We start from the raw sequence: 16,417 nt of genomic DNA, 5'->3' as shown, positions 1-16,417 counted from the left end.
AGCCGTGGCCACGCTGTGCCGGCCCGCCATCGCGGTGCCCGAACACCTCATCACCCGCGAGCAGACCCTGGAACTGGCCAGGGTGCTGCACCGCGACCACCCGCAGCTCGACCTCGCGCTGCGGCTGATCGGCAACACCGGCGTCCAGACCAGGCACATCGTCCAGCCGATCGAGGACACCCTCAAGCACCCCGGTTTCACCGTGCGCAACGCCGTCTACGAGAAGGAGGCCAAGTCCCGGGTGCCGGACGTGGTGCGGCGGGCGTTGGACCACGCCGACCTGGCCGCCGCCGACATCGACCTGATCGTGTACGTCTCGTGCACCGGGTTCATGATGCCGTCGATGACGGCCTGGCTGATCAACACGATGGGGTTCCGGTCGTCCACCCGGCAACTCCCGATCGCCCAGCTCGGCTGCGCCGCCGGCGGCGCGGCGATCAACCGCGCGCACGACTTCTGCACCGCCTACCCGCGGTCGAACGTGCTGATCGTCGCGTGCGAGTTCTGCTCGCTGCTCTACCAGCCGACGGACCGCGCCGTCGGCAACCTGCTGTCCAACGGCCTGTTCGGCGACGCGCTGGCGGCGGCCGTGATGCGGGGCGAGGGCGGCGAGGGCGTGTCGGTCGAGCGGAACAGCTCGCGGCTGGTGCCCGACACGGAGGACTGGATCGCCTACGAGGTGCGCGAGACCGGGTTCCACTTCCTGCTGGACAAGCGGGTGCCCGGCACGATGTCGGTGCTCGCGCCCGCCATGCGGGACATGGCCGAACCGCACGGCTGGGACATCGCGGGCCTCGACTTCTACATCGTGCACGCGGGCGGGCCGCGGATCCTGGACGACCTGGGCAAGCACCTGCGGCTGCCGCCGGAGACGTTCCGGTACAGCAGGACCACGCTCACCGAGCGCGGCAACGTGGCCAGCGTCGTCATCTTCGACGCCCTGGCACGGCTGTTCGCCGACGGCGGCGCGCGGCCCGGTGCGCGGGGCGTCATCGCGGGGTTCGGGCCGGGCATCACGGCGGAGATCGCGCTCGGCACGTGGACCGCGTCCCGGCTCGCCGCCGTGCCGTGACGCGGTGTGGGACGCTGCCGCGCATGCGGTGCGGGATCGTGCTGCCGTTCTTCGACGCGCCGGACGTGGCGTCGTGCGCGGCGTTGGCGGAGGAGTGCGGCTGGGACGGCGTGTTCCTGGCCGAGGCGGTGTGGGGCGTCGACGCGTGGGTGGCGTTGGCGGCGGCGGCGATGCGCACGTCGTCGGTGCGGTTGGGCACGATGCTCACGCCGCTGCCCCGGTTCAAGCCGTGGGACGTGGCGTCGAAGGCGGCGACGCTGGACCGGCTGTCGGGCGGGCGGGTGCAGCTCTCGGTCGGGCTGGGCGCCCTGCACCCGGGCTGGACCGCGTTCGAGCGCGAGACCGGTCGTGCCGAGCGGGCGCTGCTGCTCGACGAAGGCCTGGCCGTGTACGACGGCCTGATGCGCGGCCAACCGTTCTCGTTCCACGGCCGGCGCTACGACGTGCGGGAAACGGACTTCTTCCCACCCCCACCGCCCGTGCAACGGCCCCGTGTGCCGGTGTGGGTGGTGGGCGCGTTCGGCCGTCCGGTGTCGATGCGGCGTGCCGTGTCGTGGGACGGGCTGCTGCCGAACGTGATCGCGGACGGCGAGGCGCGCGGTGCCGAGACCCCGGCGGAGCTGTCGGCGATCGTGGCGGAGGCGCGGTCGCTGCGCACCTCGCTCGGGTTGCCGTGGGACGGCTTCGACGTGATCGCCGAGGGCAAGGCGACCGACGTGGCCGAGTGGGCCGACGCGGGCGCCACCTGGTGGATCGAGTCGGACTGGGAAACGACGGTCGACGCGGTCCGCGAGCGGATCACCGCCGGCCCGCCGTCGTCCTAGAGCGCCGCCAGGACCTGGTCGGCCAGCTCTTCCGGTGGGTGCCGGTCACCGGACAGCACGAGCGTGCCCGCCGGCAGGGAGGCCCGAGCGGCGACGCAGCGGTCCACGTTGCGGAGGCGGAAGGCGCGCGCTTGGGCGTCCGCCTCCGGGTTGTACGGGTCCAGCACCTGGTCGGTGATGCGGCGGCGCAGTTCGTCGGCGGGCACGTCGAGGAAGACGTGCAGCAGCGGGACGCCGGCGGAGGCCAGGTGCCCGAAGATCTCCTCCTGGTAGGACCGCTCGACCAGGGTCATCGGCGTGATCACGTGCTGCCCGTACTCGCGGTGCAGGGTGGTGGCGAACTCGGCGGTCGTCTTGCGCCACGCGGGCAGGTCCTGGAAGTCACCGGTCGGCGGCGGTGGTGCGGACATGCGGAGCAGCAGGCCGACGTGTTCCGGGTCGAACGACAGCGCGTCCGGCAGCCTGCGCCGCAGCTCCTCGGCCAGGGTCGTCTTGCCCGCGCCGAACGCGCCGTTGAGCCACACGATCATGTTCACCACACTAGGTGACTTCGTTCCGTCGCCGCGGTGGGACGATCCGGGCCGTGGACCTCGACCTGCCCCGACCCGTCGGGTTCGTGCTCGGTGGTGGCGGCAGCCTGGGCGCGGGCCAGGTCGGCATGCTGCGGGCGCTGGCCGAGCGCGGCGTGGTGCCGGAGCTCGTGGTCGGCACGTCCGTGGGCTCGGTCAACGGCTCGCTGCTCGCGCTCGACCCGGCGGGCGCGTTCGAGCGGCTGGCCGCGATCTGGCGGCACATGACCCGGGCCCGCGTGTTCCCCGGCGGACTGCTCGCCCAGGCCAGGACGTTGCGGCAGCACAAGACCCACCTGTTCCCCAACACGGGGCCGGCCGAGGTGCTGGCGTTCGGCCTCGGCGGCACGCCCGACTTCGCCGACCTCGCGCTGCCGTTCGGCGCGGTGGCGGTCGACTCGGTGACCGGCACCGCCGTGGCGCTGACCTCGGGCGACCTGGTGTCCGCGGTGCTGGCCAGCAGCGCCATCCCGGGCATCTACCCACCCGTGCGGCGAGACGGGCGGGTGCTCTACGACGGCGGCGTGCTGGCGAACGTGCCGATCCGCCAGGCGCTGGCCATGGGCGCGAAGTCGCTGGTCGTGCTGGACTGCACGTTCCCGGGACACCTGCCGACCGTGCCCGCGACGCTCGCCGAGACGCTGCTGTTCTGGGCCACGTTGAGCACCCGCAACCAGGCCGTGCTGGAAGCCGAGCCGGCCTCGGCCGACGTGCCGGTCGTCTACCTGCCCGGACCGCCCGTGCAGCCCGTGACGCCGCTCGACTTCGGGCACACCGCGGAACTGGTCGCCGCGTCCTACGACGCCTCGGCGGCGTTCCTCGCCGGCGTGCGGATCGAGGGCCCCGGTCTGTACGGCCACCCCTCCGGGACATACTGACCGGTATGACCACACTCGACCACTGGGGCGGGACGAGCCGGCACGTCGACCTGGACGGCGCACCGGTGCACTACGTCGACTTCGGCGGCGAGGGCCCGCCGATGGTGCTCGTGCACGGCCTGGGCGGCTCGCACCTCAACTGGTGCCTGCTCGCGCCGCACCTGGTCGACCGGTACCGCGTGCTGGCCGTCGACCTGGCCGGGTTCGGGCTCACCCACCCCGAGGGGCGGTCCACGACGGTGCCCGCGAACGCGCGGCTGCTGGAGCGGTTCCTGGCCGAGGTGGTCGGCGAGCCGGTGGTGCTGGTGGGCAACTCGATGGGCGGGATGATCGCGATCCTGCACGCGGCCCGCCGCCCCGAGTCGGTGACGGCGCTGGGGCTGCTGGACCCGGCCGTGCCGATGCCGTTCGGCGTCCGCCCGGACCCGCAGGTCGCGGCGGCGTTCGCGATGTACGCCGTGCCGGGGCTGGGGCAGTGGTTCCTCGCGAAGTCGCGGGCCGGGGTGTCGACGCGGCGGCAGGTCAAGCGGGTGCTGAACCTGGTGTGCGCGAACGCGAGGTCGGTGCCGGAGGAGATCGTCCTGGCGTCGATGTCGCTGCTGGAGCAGCGGGCCGAGATCCCTGGGCTGGACGAGGCGTTCCTGGCGGCGGCGCGGTCGGTCGTGTGGACCGGTGCCACCGCGCGCCGGTACTACACGGCGATGAGCAGGGTGCGCGTGCCGGTGTACCTGATGTCGGGCGACAAGGACCGCCTGGTGCCGGTCGCGTCGGCGCGTGAGGCGGCGCGGCGCAACCCGTCGTGGCGCTTCGAGGTGCTGGAGGACGTCGGTCACGTGCCGCAGTTGGAGGTGCCGGAGCTGGTCGCGTCCCGGCTGAGGGACTGGCTGGCGGAGCTGGGCTGACGGCGTGGACCCGATCCGGGAGGTCGCCGAGCTGACCCGTGCCGTGCTCGACCCCCTCGGCGTCTACCTCCACGGCTCCGCCGTGCTGGACGGCCTGAAACCGGCCAGTGACCTGGATTTCCTCGTCGTCACCCGGCGGCCGATGGAGCGCGTGCGGCGGCGGGCTCTGCTGGACGGCCTGCTGGCGCTCCCCTGCCCCCGCCCGGTCGAACTGACCGTGGTGGTCCAGTCGGAGATCCGCCCGTGGCGGTTCCCCCCGACCGCCGACTTCCAGTACGGCGAGTGGCTGCGCGCGGAGTTCGAGTCCGGCACGGTCCCGGTGCCCGAGCCGATGCCGGACCTGGCCCTGCTGGTCACGATGGCGTTGGCCGGGAACCACCCGCTGTCCGGCCCGCCACCGGCCGAGGTCCTGGACCCGGTCCCGCACGCCGACGTGGTGCGGGCGAGCCTGGCGGGAGTGCCGGGCCTGCTGGCCGACCTGGACCACGACACCCGCAACGTCGTGCTGACCCTGGCCCGCGTGTGGACCACCGTCGCGACCGGCGCGATCAGGTCGAAGGCCGCAGCCGCCGACTGGGCGTTGGCACGGCTGCCACCGGCGCACCGCGCGGTGCTGGCGCACGCCAGGGAGCTGTACCTCGAGTGCCGTTACGACGAGGAGAGCTGGCCCGACGACCTGAGGGCGCGCGTGCCCGAGCACGTGCGCCACGTCGTGGCCGAGGTTGACCGCCTCAGCGGTTGAGGAACTTGGTCCACGCGGATCGGGGGAACGACAGCACCGGCCCGGTCGGGTTCTTGGAGTCGCGGACGTCGATCGCGTCGGGCACGAACCGGACCTCGACGCAGGCCGGGTTCTCGGCGCTGCGGCTCGACTTGAACCAGTCGGTGCGGTCGGTCCGGTTCACTCCAACTCCTTGCCGATCTGCTCGATCAGACCGAGTGATCCGACCCGGTCGAGCGCGAAATCCATGGCCTGGCTGTGCGCCAAACTGTACTCGCGGATCCGCATGGGCTGGTCGATCAGATCGGTGGTCGACACGGTCTCCTGCCACACCAGGTCGGGCAGCCTGCTGCTGGCGAAACCCAGGAGGTAGAAGGTCGAGCCGCCGATGGCGTTGTGGTAGTCGGCGCTGAACGGCACGATCCGCACGTCGAGCGTGTCCGGGAGCTGGTGGATCCTGGCGACCAGGTGCTTGAGCTGCGCCACCATCACCTCCCGGCCGCCGACCACCTGCCGCAGCCCGGACTCGGTGATGACCGTGGTGAGCCGGATCGGGTCCTCGCCCTCCAGGCGCTCTTGCCGCTTCATCCTCACCTCGACGCGGCGGTGCGCCTCGGCCAGCCGGATGCTCGGCGCGCCGCCGTTCATGATGGCCATGGCGTAGTCCCGGGTCTGGAGCAGGCTGGTGATCATGCCCGCGCTGTAGGCACGGATGCTCTCGGCGCCGGCCTCGAACCCGAAGTACCGCAACACCTCGCTGTTGAACATGGCTGAATAAGGGCTCCACCAGGCGCGCTTTCCCGCCGCCTCGCGCAGTGCTTGCAGCTCCTCGACCTCGGCCTTGTCGAACTCCAGCACGGCGGCGAGTTCGGCCAGCTTGGCCGCGCTGATCTTGAGCTTCCCGTTCTCGATGCCCGAGATGTAGGACTGACTGGTGCCGATGGCCTTACCGGCCGACACGGAGGTCACGTCCAGGAGTTCGCGGCGCTCCCGCAGGCGCAGGCCCAGTTCCCAGCCGGCTACAGACGGCGACGTCGCCATGATCTATCATCCGATCGGGTAGTCATACTTACTGATATTACTAATGCTGGGCATGATCGTAACAGAAGTGCAGATCGGAGGGCGTGATGGGTCGGGCTCAGGTGCACCTGTGGGCGCAGGTGCCGGGTGATGTCTGGATCAACTACGAGGTGGAGCCGGGAGGAGGTGCGGTGGTGTTCAAGATCGGTCAGGACGTGGAGCTCTACATCGAGCCGCAGGCCCTGACCAGGATCGGCGAGGTGGCGGTGGAGGCGGCCGAGTTGGCCGGCGCGGTGGCGGCCGACCACCTCAGCTCGCGGTCGAGGTGACCAGTTCGTCGAAGCCCGCGCGGATGCCGTCGGCGAGCACCTGGACGTCCGGCACGCCGTCGAAGTCCGCGTTGATGCCGAAGGTGATCCGGTCGAGATAGGAGAAGATGCCGACACTGATGCGCAGTGTGCTCGCGATCGGCGCGTACGGGTAGATCTCGGACAGCCGCCTGCCCAGCATGAACAACGGGATGCGCGGACCGGGCACGTTCGTCGTGACCGTCTGCAACAACTGCTGCGGGAAGCGCACGGCGGTGCGCGAGCCCAGTGCCAGCAAGGTGGGGAGTGCGAAGTTCGTCAGGTTCGTGAGCACGTCGGCGCCCGCCGCCTGCCGGCTGCTCTTGAGGCCGTCCATCTGTTCCCGGATCGACGCGAGCCGCGTCAGCGGGTCCGGCTCACTGACAGGGAGGTTCACCAACACCGCACTGACGCGGTTGTTCAGCACGCCGCGCTCGGCGGAGGAGCGCATCGACACCGGCACCATGCTGCGCACCACCTGACCGTCGGCCAGGTCGTCGCGCTTGGCGAGAAGGTCGCGGAACCCTCGCGTCACCGCCGCGAGGATGACGTCGTTCACCGTGCCTCCGGTGACCCGGCGAATGGCCTTGATCTCGGCCAAGTCGGCCTTGGCCCACACCCACCGCCGGTGCGGTCCGATCGGCCCGTTCAAGGTCTTCGGCGTGCCGGCCGCGAGCCGGCGGGCGGTCGTCGGCAGGCTGCGCAGCACGGCCCGGCCGAAGTCCAGCACCTCCGTGCCGCTGCGCAACCGCTTGGCCAACGCCGGGAACTTGGCCAGGTGCGTGACCGGCGTCAGCACCGCGTCACGTACGCCGTCCACGACCAGGTCCAAGGTCGACGGGCTGGTGGCGGGCTGCCAGCGCGCCGGTTCGGGCAGGGGCGAGTCCGCGCGCCAGTCCAGCAGCACCTGCATGAGGTCACTGCCCGCGACGCCGTCGATCAGGCAGTGGTGGACCTTGGAGATGATCGCCCACCGACCGTCCTCCAAGCCCTCCACCAGCCAGACCTCCCACAAGGGCTTGGCCAGGTCGAGGCGTTGCGCGAACAGACGTCCGGCGAGGTTGCGGAGCTGGTCGTCCGCACCCGGCGACGGCACGGCGGTGTGCCGGACGTGGTACAGGACCTGGAAGTGCTCGTCGTCCACCCACACCGGACGGCCGACGTGCAACGGCAACGCCTTCACCCGCTGCCGGTACCGCGGCACGGTCCCCAACTTGGCCGCGAACAAGCGCACCACGTCCCCGTACGACGGCGCCGGTCCCTCGAACACCAGGACCGAGCCGACGTGCATGGGCACGTTCTCGTCCTCGATGAAGAAGAAGCCCGCGTCCATCGCGCTCATCCGATCCATCGACCGACCGTAGGCCCGCGTCGTCCCACTGGTCCAGGGAGGTGACCCCGCAAGGATCGAGACTCACCGGTACTGGCGGAATCAACCGCCACGAAACATCATGGTCACCTGGGGTTCGCGCTCGACGCGGAGCGGGGGAGGGGCCATGTCACCACTGCCACACGTCCCACCGGACCACCCTGACCTGCGTCGGCACCCGGCCACCGAGCCGCAGGCGGAGCTGCGGTCGCACCGGCGGTCGGAGTCGCGGTCGCGGCCGGTGGCCGAGCCGGGTTCCGCTCCGGGCTCCGCGCCAGGATCCGCTCCGGGCCTGCTCTGGTACCTGACCGAGCCGACCCGCACCGCCGTGGGCATCGGCCAGTTCGCGGCCACCCGTTCACTCCTGCGGGCGGCCCCGAGCGGCGACGGCCACACCGTCCTGGTGTTGCCGGGCCTCGGCGCGACCGACGCGTCGACCGCGACGCTGCGCAAGTTCCTCACCGGCTTGGGCTACGACGTCCACGGCTGGGGTCTCGGCCTGAACATCGGCCCGTCGGTCGGGGTGGTGCGCGGCATGCGCGAGTTGCTGCGGGAACTCGCCGTGGGTGGCAAGGTGAGCGTCGTCGGCTGGTCGCTGGGTGGCATCTTCGCCCGCGAGCTGGCCCGCGAGCACCCCGGGATGGTCCGCCAGGTGATCACGCTGGGCAGCCCGTACGCCATGACCGACCTGCGCCAGACCAGGGTCAACCCGGTGTACCAACTGCTGGCGCGGCTCTACGTCCCCGGTGCCGACATGCCGCCGCCCGAGCACACCCGGCCGCCGTTCCCCGTGCCGTCGACCTCGGTCTACTCGAAGTCCGACGGCATCGTGGCCTGGCGGACGTGCATCTCGGCCCCCGGCGCGCGCCAGCAGAACGTCGCGGTCACCTCGAGCCACCTCGGCTACGGCTACAACGCCACCGTCCTCTGGCTGATCGCCGACCGCCTGTCCCAACGCCCCCGCCACTGGCGCCCCTTCACCCCACCGCGCGGCATGGCGCGGATGTTCCCCGAGCAGTAACCGCCCGACACCACTCGCTCCCGGCATCGCCACTCGGGAAACCTCTGTCGCCGTTCCGAGACGCACCCGCGCAGCGGCCCCTCGTTCGACAAGGACTACACCCTGAGGTTGGCCCGCGCGCACGAGGACCACGGCTGGGACCGGGTCCTGTTCGCCTACGGTTCCGGCTCGCCCGATCCCGCGCAGGCCGCCGCCTACGTGGCCACCGAGCTGGACAAGTTGCAGATCCTGTTGGCGCACCGGCCGAACGTGTCCTACCCCACGTTCGCCGCGAAGACGTTCGCCACGCTGGACCGGATCAGCGACGGCAGGCTGACCGTGCACTTCATCACCGGCGGCACGGATCGCGAGCAGCAGCGCGAAGGCGACTACCTGACCAAGGACGAGCGCTACTCGCGCACCGAGGAGTACATCCGGATCGTCAAGAAGGCCTGGACGGCACGGGAACCGTTCGACCACGAGGGCGAGCACTACCGGTTCGCCGACTTCGTGAGCGACGTGTTCCCGGTGCAGCAACCCCGGCCCCGTGTGTCGTTCGGCGGGTCGTCGCCCGCCGCGTACCGGGCGGGTGGCGCGGAGGCCGACATCTTCTGCCTCTGGGGCGAACCGCTGGCGGACACGGCCGCGCAGATCGAGGCCGTGCACCAGGCCGCGCGGGACGCGGGCCGCACCGACCTGCCGCGCATCCAGGTGGCGTTCCGCCCCATCCTCGGCGCGACCGAGGAGCTGGCCTGGGAGAGGGCGTACCGGACGGTGGACGCGATCAAGGCGCGCACCGGGGGAGTGAACCCGTTGACCCGGAGGCATTCGCTGACGAACCCGGAGAACACGGGCTCGCAGCGGCTGCTCGAGATCGCCGAACGCGGTGAGCGCTTCGACCGCGCCCTGTGGACGCCGACCGCCGCCGCGACCGGTGGGGCGGGCAACTCCAACGCGCTCGTCGGCACGCCCGAGACCGTGGCCCAGGCGCTGCTCGACTACTACGACCTCGGCGTGGAGATCCTGTCCGCGCGCGGTTACGACATGGTCGACGACACGATCGACTTCGGCCGGCACGTGATCCCGATCGTGCGCGAGGAAGTCGCCAAGCGCGACCGGGAACGGGCCGCCGCCGTGCCGGAGCCGCGTGAGATCGCGGTGGACGGCTGACCGCGTGACCGGCACCCTCGTCGCCCGCCGGGTCCGCTGGGAGGACCCGGCCACCGGGCCGCTGAAAGAGGAGCTGACGCACGAGTACGTGACCCGGTACGGCGATCGGGCGCGGGCCGAGCTGACCCGGTACGACCCGACCGTCTTCGCGCCGCCGCACGGCACGCTCCTGCTGCTGTTCGAGGACGGCGCGGCGGTGGCGGGTGGCGCGTTCATGCGGCACGACGAGCGCACCGCCGAGCTCAAGCGCATCTGGACCCACTCGCGGCACCGCCGGCGCGGCCTCGCCCGGCGCGTGCTCGCCGAGCTGGAACGCGACGCCGTCGACCTCGGCTACTCCCGGCTGTACCTGACCACCGGCCCGCGGCAGCCGGAGGCTCGCGCGCTGTACCTGGCCACCGGGTACACGCCGCTGTTCGACCTGACCGCCGACCCGCTCACCATCGACCACCTGCCGTTCGAGAAGGACTTGGGATAGCCCATGCGCGCACGTTGCCTGTTGCTGCTCACCGCCGTGCTCGCGCTCGTCGTCTCCGGGTGCGCCCTGCCCGCGGACGCCGTCGACCCACCCCCGTCCGGCGTGGAGCCGACCGAGGACGTGCTGTCGGGGGTGGTCGAGGACGAGGCGATCGCCTCGTTGCTGCCACCGGCCGTGCGTGACGCGGGGGTGGTGCGGTTCGGGTCGTCGGTGGGCGGGCAGCCGCCGTCGTCCTACTACGCGGAGGACAACAAGACGGTGCTCGGCCTGGACGCCGACATGTCCGAGGCGGTCGCCCGGACGTTGGGGGTGCGGGTCGAGCGGGAGGTCGCGAGCTTCGAGACGATCCTGCCGTCGCTGGCCGGCGGGAAGTACGACGTCGGGACGGGCAACTTCGGCGTGACCGAGGCGCGGAAGAAGACGATCGACTTCGTCACCTACGTCAACGACGGCCAGGGGTTCGCGGTGCGGGCCGACGACGACCGCGTGACGCGGGTGGACGGCCTGGTGTCGTTGTGCGGGTTGAGGGTCGGCACGGGCGCGGGCACGACGTTCGAGGCGACGTTGGAGCGGGAGAAGCACGTGTGCGGTGCCGCGGGCAAGCCGGACTACGAGGTGCTGAGCTTCTCCGAGAACGCGGCCGTGTTCCTGGGGTTGCAGCAGCGGCACATCGACGTCGTGATGAGCACGATCAACGGGCTGCGGCACGCGGCGGCCAACCAGCCGAACCTGAGGTTCCTGGGCGAGTTCAAGCGGTTGGACGTCGGTTTCGCGCTGCCGAAGGGTTCGCCGCTCGCGCCCGCGTTGCAGGCGGCCGTGAACGAGCTGATCCAGGACGGCGTGTACCCGCGCATCCTGGACAAGTGGGGCACCAAGGACTCGGCGATCCCGGAGTCGTTGATCAGCCCGCCGGAGCACGGCTGAGCCGGCCGCGGGGCGGACCGGGGCACTTCGACCTCCCGGTCCGCCCTGCGGTGTCCCGAAGCGTCAGCGGTGCTCCCCGCGCACCTCAGCGTGAACGATCACCTGAATCACCCCTTGTGTTGGCCACCGCTTCACCCCAGGGTTCGGCGCGGCCCGTTGGCTCCGACGGGCAACCCTGATGGAGGTGGAGCATGTTCCCTGCACGCAAGATCGCCGCGTCCCTGTTCGCGGCGGCCGCGCTCTCGGTGTTCGTCACGACTCCCGCGCACGCCGCGACGGACGCCGAGCTGGCGTTCTACTGGGCCCCGGTGCACTACCAGGACACCGACTCGTCCGACTACGACGCCGACTACCTGTCCACAGTGGACTTCGATGGTGAGTGGAACACGGTGGACAACTGGGAGGCGCAGGACGACTCGTTGGCGCGGCTCACGGGTGCGGCGTACTACTCGGTGGTGGAGACGCCGACGCACTGGTTCCTGGTCTACAGCTTCTACCACCCGCGTGACTGGGAGGACTTCGCCGACCCGTTCGAGCAGTTCACGCACGAGAACGACATGGAGGGCCTGCTGGCGACCGTGCGCAAGGACGGCACGGCGTTCGGCCGGCTGGAGGCCGTGATCACGGTGGCGCACAGCGACTTCTACTCGTACGTGCCGGCCGGGAGCACGTTCACGTCGGGTCGGGAGAGCGTCGACGGCACGCTGCGGTTGCAGGGGAACCGGCCGACCACGCGCCAGGAGGCGAAGGGGCACGGGCTGTACGCGTGGAACGGCGCGGAGTTCCCGGGTGGTGACGGCGTGGTGTACGTGCCGAGCACGACCGGTGAGGTGCCGTCGGGCGGGAACGACCGTTCGGTGGGCTACCGGCTGGTGGACACGTTCGCCGCGGGCGGGCTGTGGGCGCAGCGGAACAGCTCGGCGACGTTCGCGAGCTGGGGCACGTTCCGGGGTGACAACGGCAAGGACAACTCGGCGAACAGCGCGTGGGGCTGGGACGACGGCAACGACGGCAGTGACATCCAGCGCGGCCTGCTCGCCACCGACCCGGCCTACGTCGTCTCCGTCTACTTCGCCAACCGGGGCGCGTTCAGCCTGACCTACCTCCGCAACTCCTACCGCTAACCCGCGAGTCGAACACCCAGGTCCCGAGTGTCGAACCCTCAGGACCCCTGAATTCAACGCTCAGGACACCGGCGCCCGGTCCTGAACGTTGAATTCGGGGGACCCGGGCGTTCGACACTCGGGACCCGAGCGTTCGACACTCGGGACCTGGGCGTTCGACTCGCGCGGTGGGGGGATGTGAGCCGGGGCACAGAGGTGGGGGTCGTAGGCTCCGGTGATGACGCTGAGGCTCGACACGGCAGGGCCGGTCGCCACGTTGACCATCGACCGCCCGGCCAAGCGCAACGCCATGAGCTACGACATGTGGTCGGCCCTGCCCGGCCTCCTGGACGAAGTGCGGCGCGACGACGACGTGCGCGTCCTCGTCGTCCGGGGCGGCGAGCACTTCTCGGCCGGCGCGGACATCAGCGAGTTCTCCACCCTCCGCAAGGGCGCGGACGGCGCGGCGAAGTACGGCGAAGCGGTCCACAACGGCGAACGCGCCATCGCCACCCTCGGCAAGCCCACCATCGCCGCCATCACCGGCTTCTGCATCGGCGGCGGCTGCGAGATCGCGCTGGCCTGCGACCTGCGGGTCGCCGCGGCCGACGCCCGGTTCGGCATCACGCCCGCCAAGCTCGGCATCGTCTACAACTTCACGTCCACCAAGCAGCTGGTCGACGTGGTCGGCCCGGCGTGGGCCAAGCAGATCCTGTTCAGCGGCGAGATCGTCGACGCGGCCACCGCCCTGCGCATCGGCCTGGTCAACGAGGTGCACCCGGCCGACGCCCTGGAGGCCAGGGTCGCGCAGCTGTCGGACACCATCGCGGCACGCGCGCAGGTCAGCGTCCGCGGCGCGAAGCACATCGTCAACCGCATCACGGACGGTCAGCACGACGAGGACGACGCCGTGCGCGCGCTGTACGACGAAGCCGTGCACAGCCCGGAGTACGCGGAAGGCGTGGCGGCGTTCCTGGAGAAGCGGTCACCGAGGTTCTGAACGCCGACGGGCGGGTACTTCGAGCACATGACCGAACACCCGCTCGAAGGCGATCCGAACGACCCGGACCAGCACATCAACCCCGACCCGCCGCACTCGCCGGGCACGCCCGAGCCGCCCGACCTCGACGTGGACCCGGAGCAGTTCCTCGACGAGGGCGAGCGGCGCGGGAAGGAGGACGAACCGCCGTCCTAGACCGTCAGGACGTCAGTCGACGTACTTGTTCGTGTCACCGGGCCACTCGCCGGTGAGCTTGTCGTAGCCGGTCGCGCCACCCCGGTCGATCGCGGCCTTCACCAGGCCGAAGATCGCACCCTGGATGGACGCCGCCAGGAGCACCTCGCCCCAGCCCCGATCCTTCTGGGTCGGGGTCGGCGCCTCCTTGGTGCCGGTGATCAGCTTCCACACCTGGCCGAACAACGCGCTGGCGGCCAGACCGCCGAGCACGCCGAACAGCATGCCCAGGGGTCGGTAGAGCAGCTTGTTCACGTTCACCGCCCCCTCCTCAGGAGCTTCCACAGCACCAGCACGACCGCCGCGACACCGGCCGCGACCGCCGCCGGGTGCTTGCGGGCCTGCTCGACGCGCTGCTGCACGGGCGGCGGCAGCGCCTCGACCGCCTGCGCGGCCTTCGTGCCGACCTGCTCGGCGACGACGCCCGCCTTCAGGCTGACCTGCTCGGCGACCTCACCGGCCTTCGTGCCGACCTGGCCCGCGACCTCGGTCGCCTTCTGCCCGACCTGCGTCGCCACGGCACCGGCCTTCTCGCCGATCACGGCGGCCTTCTCGCCGACCGCGGCACCGGCCGCGCCGGCCGCCGCGCCCGCCTTGCCGACCTGCTCGCCCGCCTTGTCCGCGGCCTGGCTGACCTTGGCGGTGGTCTTGCCCGCCGCGGCCGACACCGCCGCGTTGGCCCGCGTAGCGGTCTCCTTCACCTGTTCCACTCCTTCGTGCGCCTTGTCCTTCACCCGTCCGGGCACATCGGTCTTGTGCACCAGCGCTTCCACGGTGTCCCCGAGCTCCCGCCGGGTCTGCTCGACGTCGGCGCGCAGCTCCTCCGGATCCGTGGGGATGTCCTTGCCGCTCATCGGTGTGCCCTCTCGCTCACGGTGGCGATGTCCTGCTTGACGCCCGCTATGGCCTCTTCCGGCACCGGCGGCGTGCCGCGTTGCAACTGCTTGCGGCCGATCAGCGCGAGCACGCCCGCGACGACGAACACGGCCACCGCGACGACGAACGCCGCGATCCACGCCTCCATCACGGTGGCCAGCAGCAGCACCAGCCCCGCGAGGACCGTCATCAGGCCGAACCAGGCCAGCACGCCCGCGCCGCCGAGCAGCCCGGCGCCCGTGCCGACGCGCTTGCCCTTCGTGCGCATCTCGGCCGCGGCCAGCCGGATCTCGTCCCGCGCCAGCCTGCTCACCTGCTCGGACAGCCGGTGCACCAGTTCCGCGGTCGACGGTTCCCGCTCGGGGGCGCGGACCGTGACCCGATCGGCGACGCGGTCAGCCGCACGGGTGTCGGCGACGTGACTCATGGCCGTCTCCTCTCTCCACTCGCACCCCGACTACCCGAAAACGCGAGGGTGTACGCACGGTGTTCGGGGGAAACCCGTCGCCCATGGCGCACGCACCGGAGGCCCCGACCCAACTGCCGAAGCGCTCGTGGTGGGGCGTGCTCAAGCGGACGGTCAAGGAGTTCAACGACGACAACCTGACCGACTGGGCGGCGGCCCTCACCTACTACGCGGTGCTGTCCCTGTTCCCCGGCTTGTTGCTGCTGACCGCACTGCTGGGGCTCCTCGGGCCGGACGCCACGAAGTCCATTGTGGACAGCCTGGAGGCGCTGGGGCCGGGCGAGGCCAAGGACACCATCGCGGGTGCGATCGAGAACCTCCAGAAGTCGCAGGCCAGCGGCCTGCTCGCGATCGTCGGCCTGGTGACGGCGCTGTGGTCGGCCTCGGGGTACGTGGGCGCGTTCATGCGCGCGGCGAACTCGATCTACGACGTGGAGGAGGGCAGGCCGTTCTGGAAGGTCATCCCGCTGCGGCTGGGACTGACCGTCGGCGTGGTGGTGCTGCTGGCGCTCACCGCGCTGGGCGTCACGCTCACCGGCGGTGTGGCCGAGTGGCTGGGCGAGGTGCTCGGGCTCGGCTCGACCTTCGTCACGGTCTGGGACGTCGCGAAGTGGCCGGTGCTGTTCGTGCTCGCGAGCCTCGCGATCGGCCTGCTGTTCTGGGCCTCGCCGAACGTGCGGCAGCCCAGCTTCCTGTGGATCACGCCGGGCGGCCTGCTGACCGTGGTGGTCTGGGTCGCCGCGTCGCTGGGGTTCGCGTTCTACGTGGCGAACTTCGGGTCCTACAACAAGACCTACGGCTCACTGGCCGGTGTGATCATCTTCCTGGTGTGGCTGTGGATCTCGAACCTGGCCCTGCTGCTCGGCGCCGAGCTGGACGCGGAGCTGGAGCGGGGCAGGCGGATCGAGGCCGGGTGGCAGCCCGAGGGGCGGGACCCGGTGGCCCCGCCCCGCGACACGGCCGCGATGGACTGACGCAGCGACGGACCGCCGCCGCGCCGGACCGACCCGGCGCGGCTCAGGCCTGCTGCTCGGCGACCTGCTTGCGCACCTCGTCCATGTCGACCTTGCGCGCCTGGTCGATGAGGTCTTCCAGCGCCGCCTCGGGCAGCGCGCCCGGCTGCGCGTAGAGCACGACGCCGTCGCGCACGATCATGAGGGTCGGGATCGACCGGATCTGGAACGCGGCCGCGAGCTGCTGCTGCGCCTCGGTGTCGACCTTGCCGAAGACGATGTCGCCGTGCTTCTCGGCGGACTTCTCGTAGGTCGGCGCGAACTGGCGGCACGGTCCGCACCAGCCCGCCCAGAAGTCGACCAGGACCATCTCGGAGCCGCCGACAACCTCGTCGAAGTTCTCCGCGGTCAGCTCCACGGTGGCCATAGGTCCTCCTCGCTGTGGACATGGGGTCGCCCCCTTGTACCCGGGACCAACGACCACCACACCCGGACAATTCCCTTCAACAAC

General features: G+C 71.2%; 21 protein-coding genes and 1 pseudogene. 14 read left to right on the top strand and 8 right to left on the bottom strand.

The window, feature by feature from the left end:
• Positions 1 to 4 precede the first annotated feature (4 nt).
• Positions 5 to 1,072, top strand: a complete 1,068-nt coding sequence (locus FHX81_RS09310; RefSeq protein ID WP_141976960.1) for a type III polyketide synthase — start codon at positions 5 to 7, stop codon at positions 1,070 to 1,072.
• 23 nt (positions 1,073 to 1,095) lie between these two features.
• On the top strand, positions 1,096 to 1,896 hold the full coding sequence (locus FHX81_RS09305; protein WP_141976958.1) for an LLM class flavin-dependent oxidoreductase: 801 nt from the start codon (positions 1,096 to 1,098) through the stop codon (positions 1,894 to 1,896).
• On the opposite strand, the gene FHX81_RS09300 is transcribed toward FHX81_RS09305, so the two are convergent.
• The gene (locus tag FHX81_RS09300) at positions 1,893 to 2,426 is read right to left on the bottom strand and encodes an AAA family ATPase (RefSeq protein ID WP_141976956.1); all 534 of its coding nucleotides are present in this window, start codon (positions 2,424 to 2,426) and stop codon (positions 1,893 to 1,895) included. The genes FHX81_RS09305 and FHX81_RS09300 overlap by 4 nt on opposite strands.
• 14 nt (positions 2,427 to 2,440) lie before the next feature.
• Between FHX81_RS09300 and FHX81_RS09295 the strand changes: the two genes are divergently transcribed.
• Genes FHX81_RS09295 through FHX81_RS09285 form a run of 3 tightly spaced genes read left to right on the top strand, consistent with a single transcriptional unit; the run spans position 2,441 to position 4,987 of the window.
• Positions 2,441 to 3,343, top strand: a complete 903-nt coding sequence (locus FHX81_RS09295) for a patatin-like phospholipase family protein (RefSeq protein ID WP_246107714.1) — start codon at positions 2,441 to 2,443, stop codon at positions 3,341 to 3,343.
• A 5-nt stretch (positions 3,344 to 3,348) separates the two neighbouring features.
• A complete protein-coding gene (locus FHX81_RS09290; RefSeq protein ID WP_141976954.1) occupies positions 3,349 to 4,245 on the top strand; it encodes an alpha/beta fold hydrolase in 897 nt (298 codons plus the stop codon).
• Positions 4,246 to 4,249: 4 nt separating this feature from the next.
• Positions 4,250 to 4,987 carry an aminoglycoside adenylyltransferase domain-containing protein gene (locus FHX81_RS09285; RefSeq protein WP_141976952.1) on the top strand — a complete coding sequence of 246 codons (738 nt, stop codon included), beginning with the start codon at positions 4,250 to 4,252 and terminating at the stop codon, positions 4,985 to 4,987.
• Here the strand turns inward: FHX81_RS09285 and FHX81_RS09280 are convergent.
• Both FHX81_RS09280 and FHX81_RS09275 read right to left on the bottom strand, forming a co-directional pair.
• The gene (locus FHX81_RS09280; RefSeq protein ID WP_141976950.1) at positions 4,977 to 5,150 is read right to left on the bottom strand and encodes a DUF397 domain-containing protein; all 174 of its coding nucleotides are present in this window, start codon (positions 5,148 to 5,150) and stop codon (positions 4,977 to 4,979) included. The two genes, FHX81_RS09285 and FHX81_RS09280, sit on opposite strands and share 11 nt — an antisense overlap.
• A complete protein-coding gene (locus tag FHX81_RS09275; RefSeq protein WP_246107713.1) occupies positions 5,147 to 6,007 on the bottom strand; it encodes a helix-turn-helix domain-containing protein in 861 nt (286 codons plus the stop codon). Before FHX81_RS09275 ends, FHX81_RS09280 begins: the two co-directional genes overlap by 4 nt.
• Before the next feature lie 86 nt (positions 6,008 to 6,093).
• Here FHX81_RS09275 and FHX81_RS09270 point away from each other — a divergent pair, with 86 nt between their 5' ends.
• Positions 6,094 to 6,315, top strand: coding sequence for a hypothetical protein (locus FHX81_RS09270; RefSeq protein WP_141976946.1), 222 nt, complete (start codon positions 6,094 to 6,096; stop codon positions 6,313 to 6,315).
• Here FHX81_RS09270 and FHX81_RS09265 read toward each other — a convergent pair.
• Positions 6,296 to 7,684 (bottom strand): WS/DGAT/MGAT family O-acyltransferase, encoded by a 1,389-nt coding sequence (locus FHX81_RS09265; protein ID WP_141976944.1) that lies wholly within the window; start codon positions 7,682 to 7,684, stop codon positions 6,296 to 6,298. The two genes, FHX81_RS09270 and FHX81_RS09265, sit on opposite strands and share 20 nt — an antisense overlap.
• Before the next feature lie 145 nt (positions 7,685 to 7,829).
• Between FHX81_RS09265 and FHX81_RS09260 the strand changes: the two genes are divergently transcribed.
• The 7 genes and pseudogenes from FHX81_RS09260 (at position 7,830) to FHX81_RS40390 (ending at position 13,572) form a co-directional block, all read left to right on the top strand.
• Positions 7,830 to 8,723 (top strand): esterase/lipase family protein, encoded by an 894-nt coding sequence (locus FHX81_RS09260; RefSeq protein WP_211363437.1) that lies wholly within the window; start codon positions 7,830 to 7,832, stop codon positions 8,721 to 8,723.
• 54 nt (positions 8,724 to 8,777) lie between these two features.
• Positions 8,778 to 9,872: pseudogene (locus FHX81_RS09255) on the top strand (LLM class flavin-dependent oxidoreductase); the annotation flags it as partial.
• Positions 9,873 to 9,876: 4 nt separating this feature from the next.
• Positions 9,877 to 10,350 (top strand): GNAT family N-acetyltransferase, encoded by a 474-nt coding sequence (locus tag FHX81_RS09250; RefSeq protein WP_141976940.1) that lies wholly within the window; start codon positions 9,877 to 9,879, stop codon positions 10,348 to 10,350.
• A 3-nt stretch (positions 10,351 to 10,353) separates the two neighbouring features.
• On the top strand, positions 10,354 to 11,274 hold the full coding sequence (locus tag FHX81_RS09245) for an ABC transporter substrate-binding protein (RefSeq protein WP_141976938.1): 921 nt from the start codon (positions 10,354 to 10,356) through the stop codon (positions 11,272 to 11,274).
• A gap of 191 nt (positions 11,275 to 11,465) precedes the next feature.
• Positions 11,466 to 12,398, top strand: a complete 933-nt coding sequence (locus FHX81_RS09240; RefSeq protein ID WP_141976936.1) for a hypothetical protein — start codon at positions 11,466 to 11,468, stop codon at positions 12,396 to 12,398.
• A gap of 217 nt (positions 12,399 to 12,615) precedes the next feature.
• The gene (locus tag FHX81_RS09235; protein ID WP_141976934.1) at positions 12,616 to 13,377 is read left to right on the top strand and encodes an enoyl-CoA hydratase/isomerase family protein; all 762 of its coding nucleotides are present in this window, start codon (positions 12,616 to 12,618) and stop codon (positions 13,375 to 13,377) included.
• Positions 13,378 to 13,404: 27 nt separating this feature from the next.
• On the top strand, positions 13,405 to 13,572 hold the full coding sequence (locus FHX81_RS40390; RefSeq protein ID WP_170231986.1) for a hypothetical protein: 168 nt from the start codon (positions 13,405 to 13,407) through the stop codon (positions 13,570 to 13,572).
• 12 nt (positions 13,573 to 13,584) lie between these two features.
• Here FHX81_RS40390 and FHX81_RS09230 read toward each other — a convergent pair whose 3' ends face one another.
• Genes FHX81_RS09230 through FHX81_RS09220 form a run of 3 tightly spaced genes read right to left on the bottom strand, consistent with a single transcriptional unit; the run spans position 13,585 to position 14,914 of the window.
• A complete protein-coding gene (locus FHX81_RS09230) occupies positions 13,585 to 13,872 on the bottom strand; it encodes a DUF4235 domain-containing protein (protein ID WP_387492082.1) in 288 nt (95 codons plus the stop codon).
• Positions 13,869 to 14,465 (bottom strand): DUF3618 domain-containing protein, encoded by a 597-nt coding sequence (locus FHX81_RS41220; RefSeq protein WP_211363436.1) that lies wholly within the window; start codon positions 14,463 to 14,465, stop codon positions 13,869 to 13,871. Before FHX81_RS41220 ends, FHX81_RS09230 begins: the two co-directional genes overlap by 4 nt.
• Positions 14,462 to 14,914: a phage holin family protein gene (locus FHX81_RS09220; protein ID WP_141976932.1), complete on the bottom strand. Its 453-nt coding sequence runs from the start codon at positions 14,912 to 14,914 to the stop codon at positions 14,462 to 14,464. Before FHX81_RS09220 ends, FHX81_RS41220 begins: the two co-directional genes overlap by 4 nt.
• Positions 14,915 to 14,997: 83 nt before the next feature.
• On the opposite strand from FHX81_RS09220, the gene FHX81_RS09215 reads away from it, so the two are divergent.
• Complete coding sequence (locus FHX81_RS09215) at positions 14,998 to 15,927, top strand: YihY/virulence factor BrkB family protein (RefSeq protein ID WP_141976930.1); 930 nt, start codon at positions 14,998 to 15,000, stop codon at positions 15,925 to 15,927.
• Positions 15,928 to 15,970: 43 nt separating this feature from the next.
• Here the strand turns inward: FHX81_RS09215 and trxA are convergent, their stop codons facing one another.
• Positions 15,971 to 16,333 (bottom strand): thioredoxin, encoded by a 363-nt coding sequence (gene trxA / locus FHX81_RS09210; protein ID WP_141976928.1) that lies wholly within the window; start codon positions 16,331 to 16,333, stop codon positions 15,971 to 15,973.
• Positions 16,334 to 16,417 lie beyond the last annotated feature (84 nt).

Origin of the sequence: Saccharothrix saharensis (genome assembly GCF_006716745.1) — a bacterium.
Taxonomy (GTDB): domain Bacteria; phylum Actinomycetota; class Actinomycetes; order Mycobacteriales; family Pseudonocardiaceae; genus Actinosynnema; species Actinosynnema saharense.
Note: the sequence above shows the minus strand (reverse complement) of the source record. Positions and strands in the feature narration are given on the sequence as shown.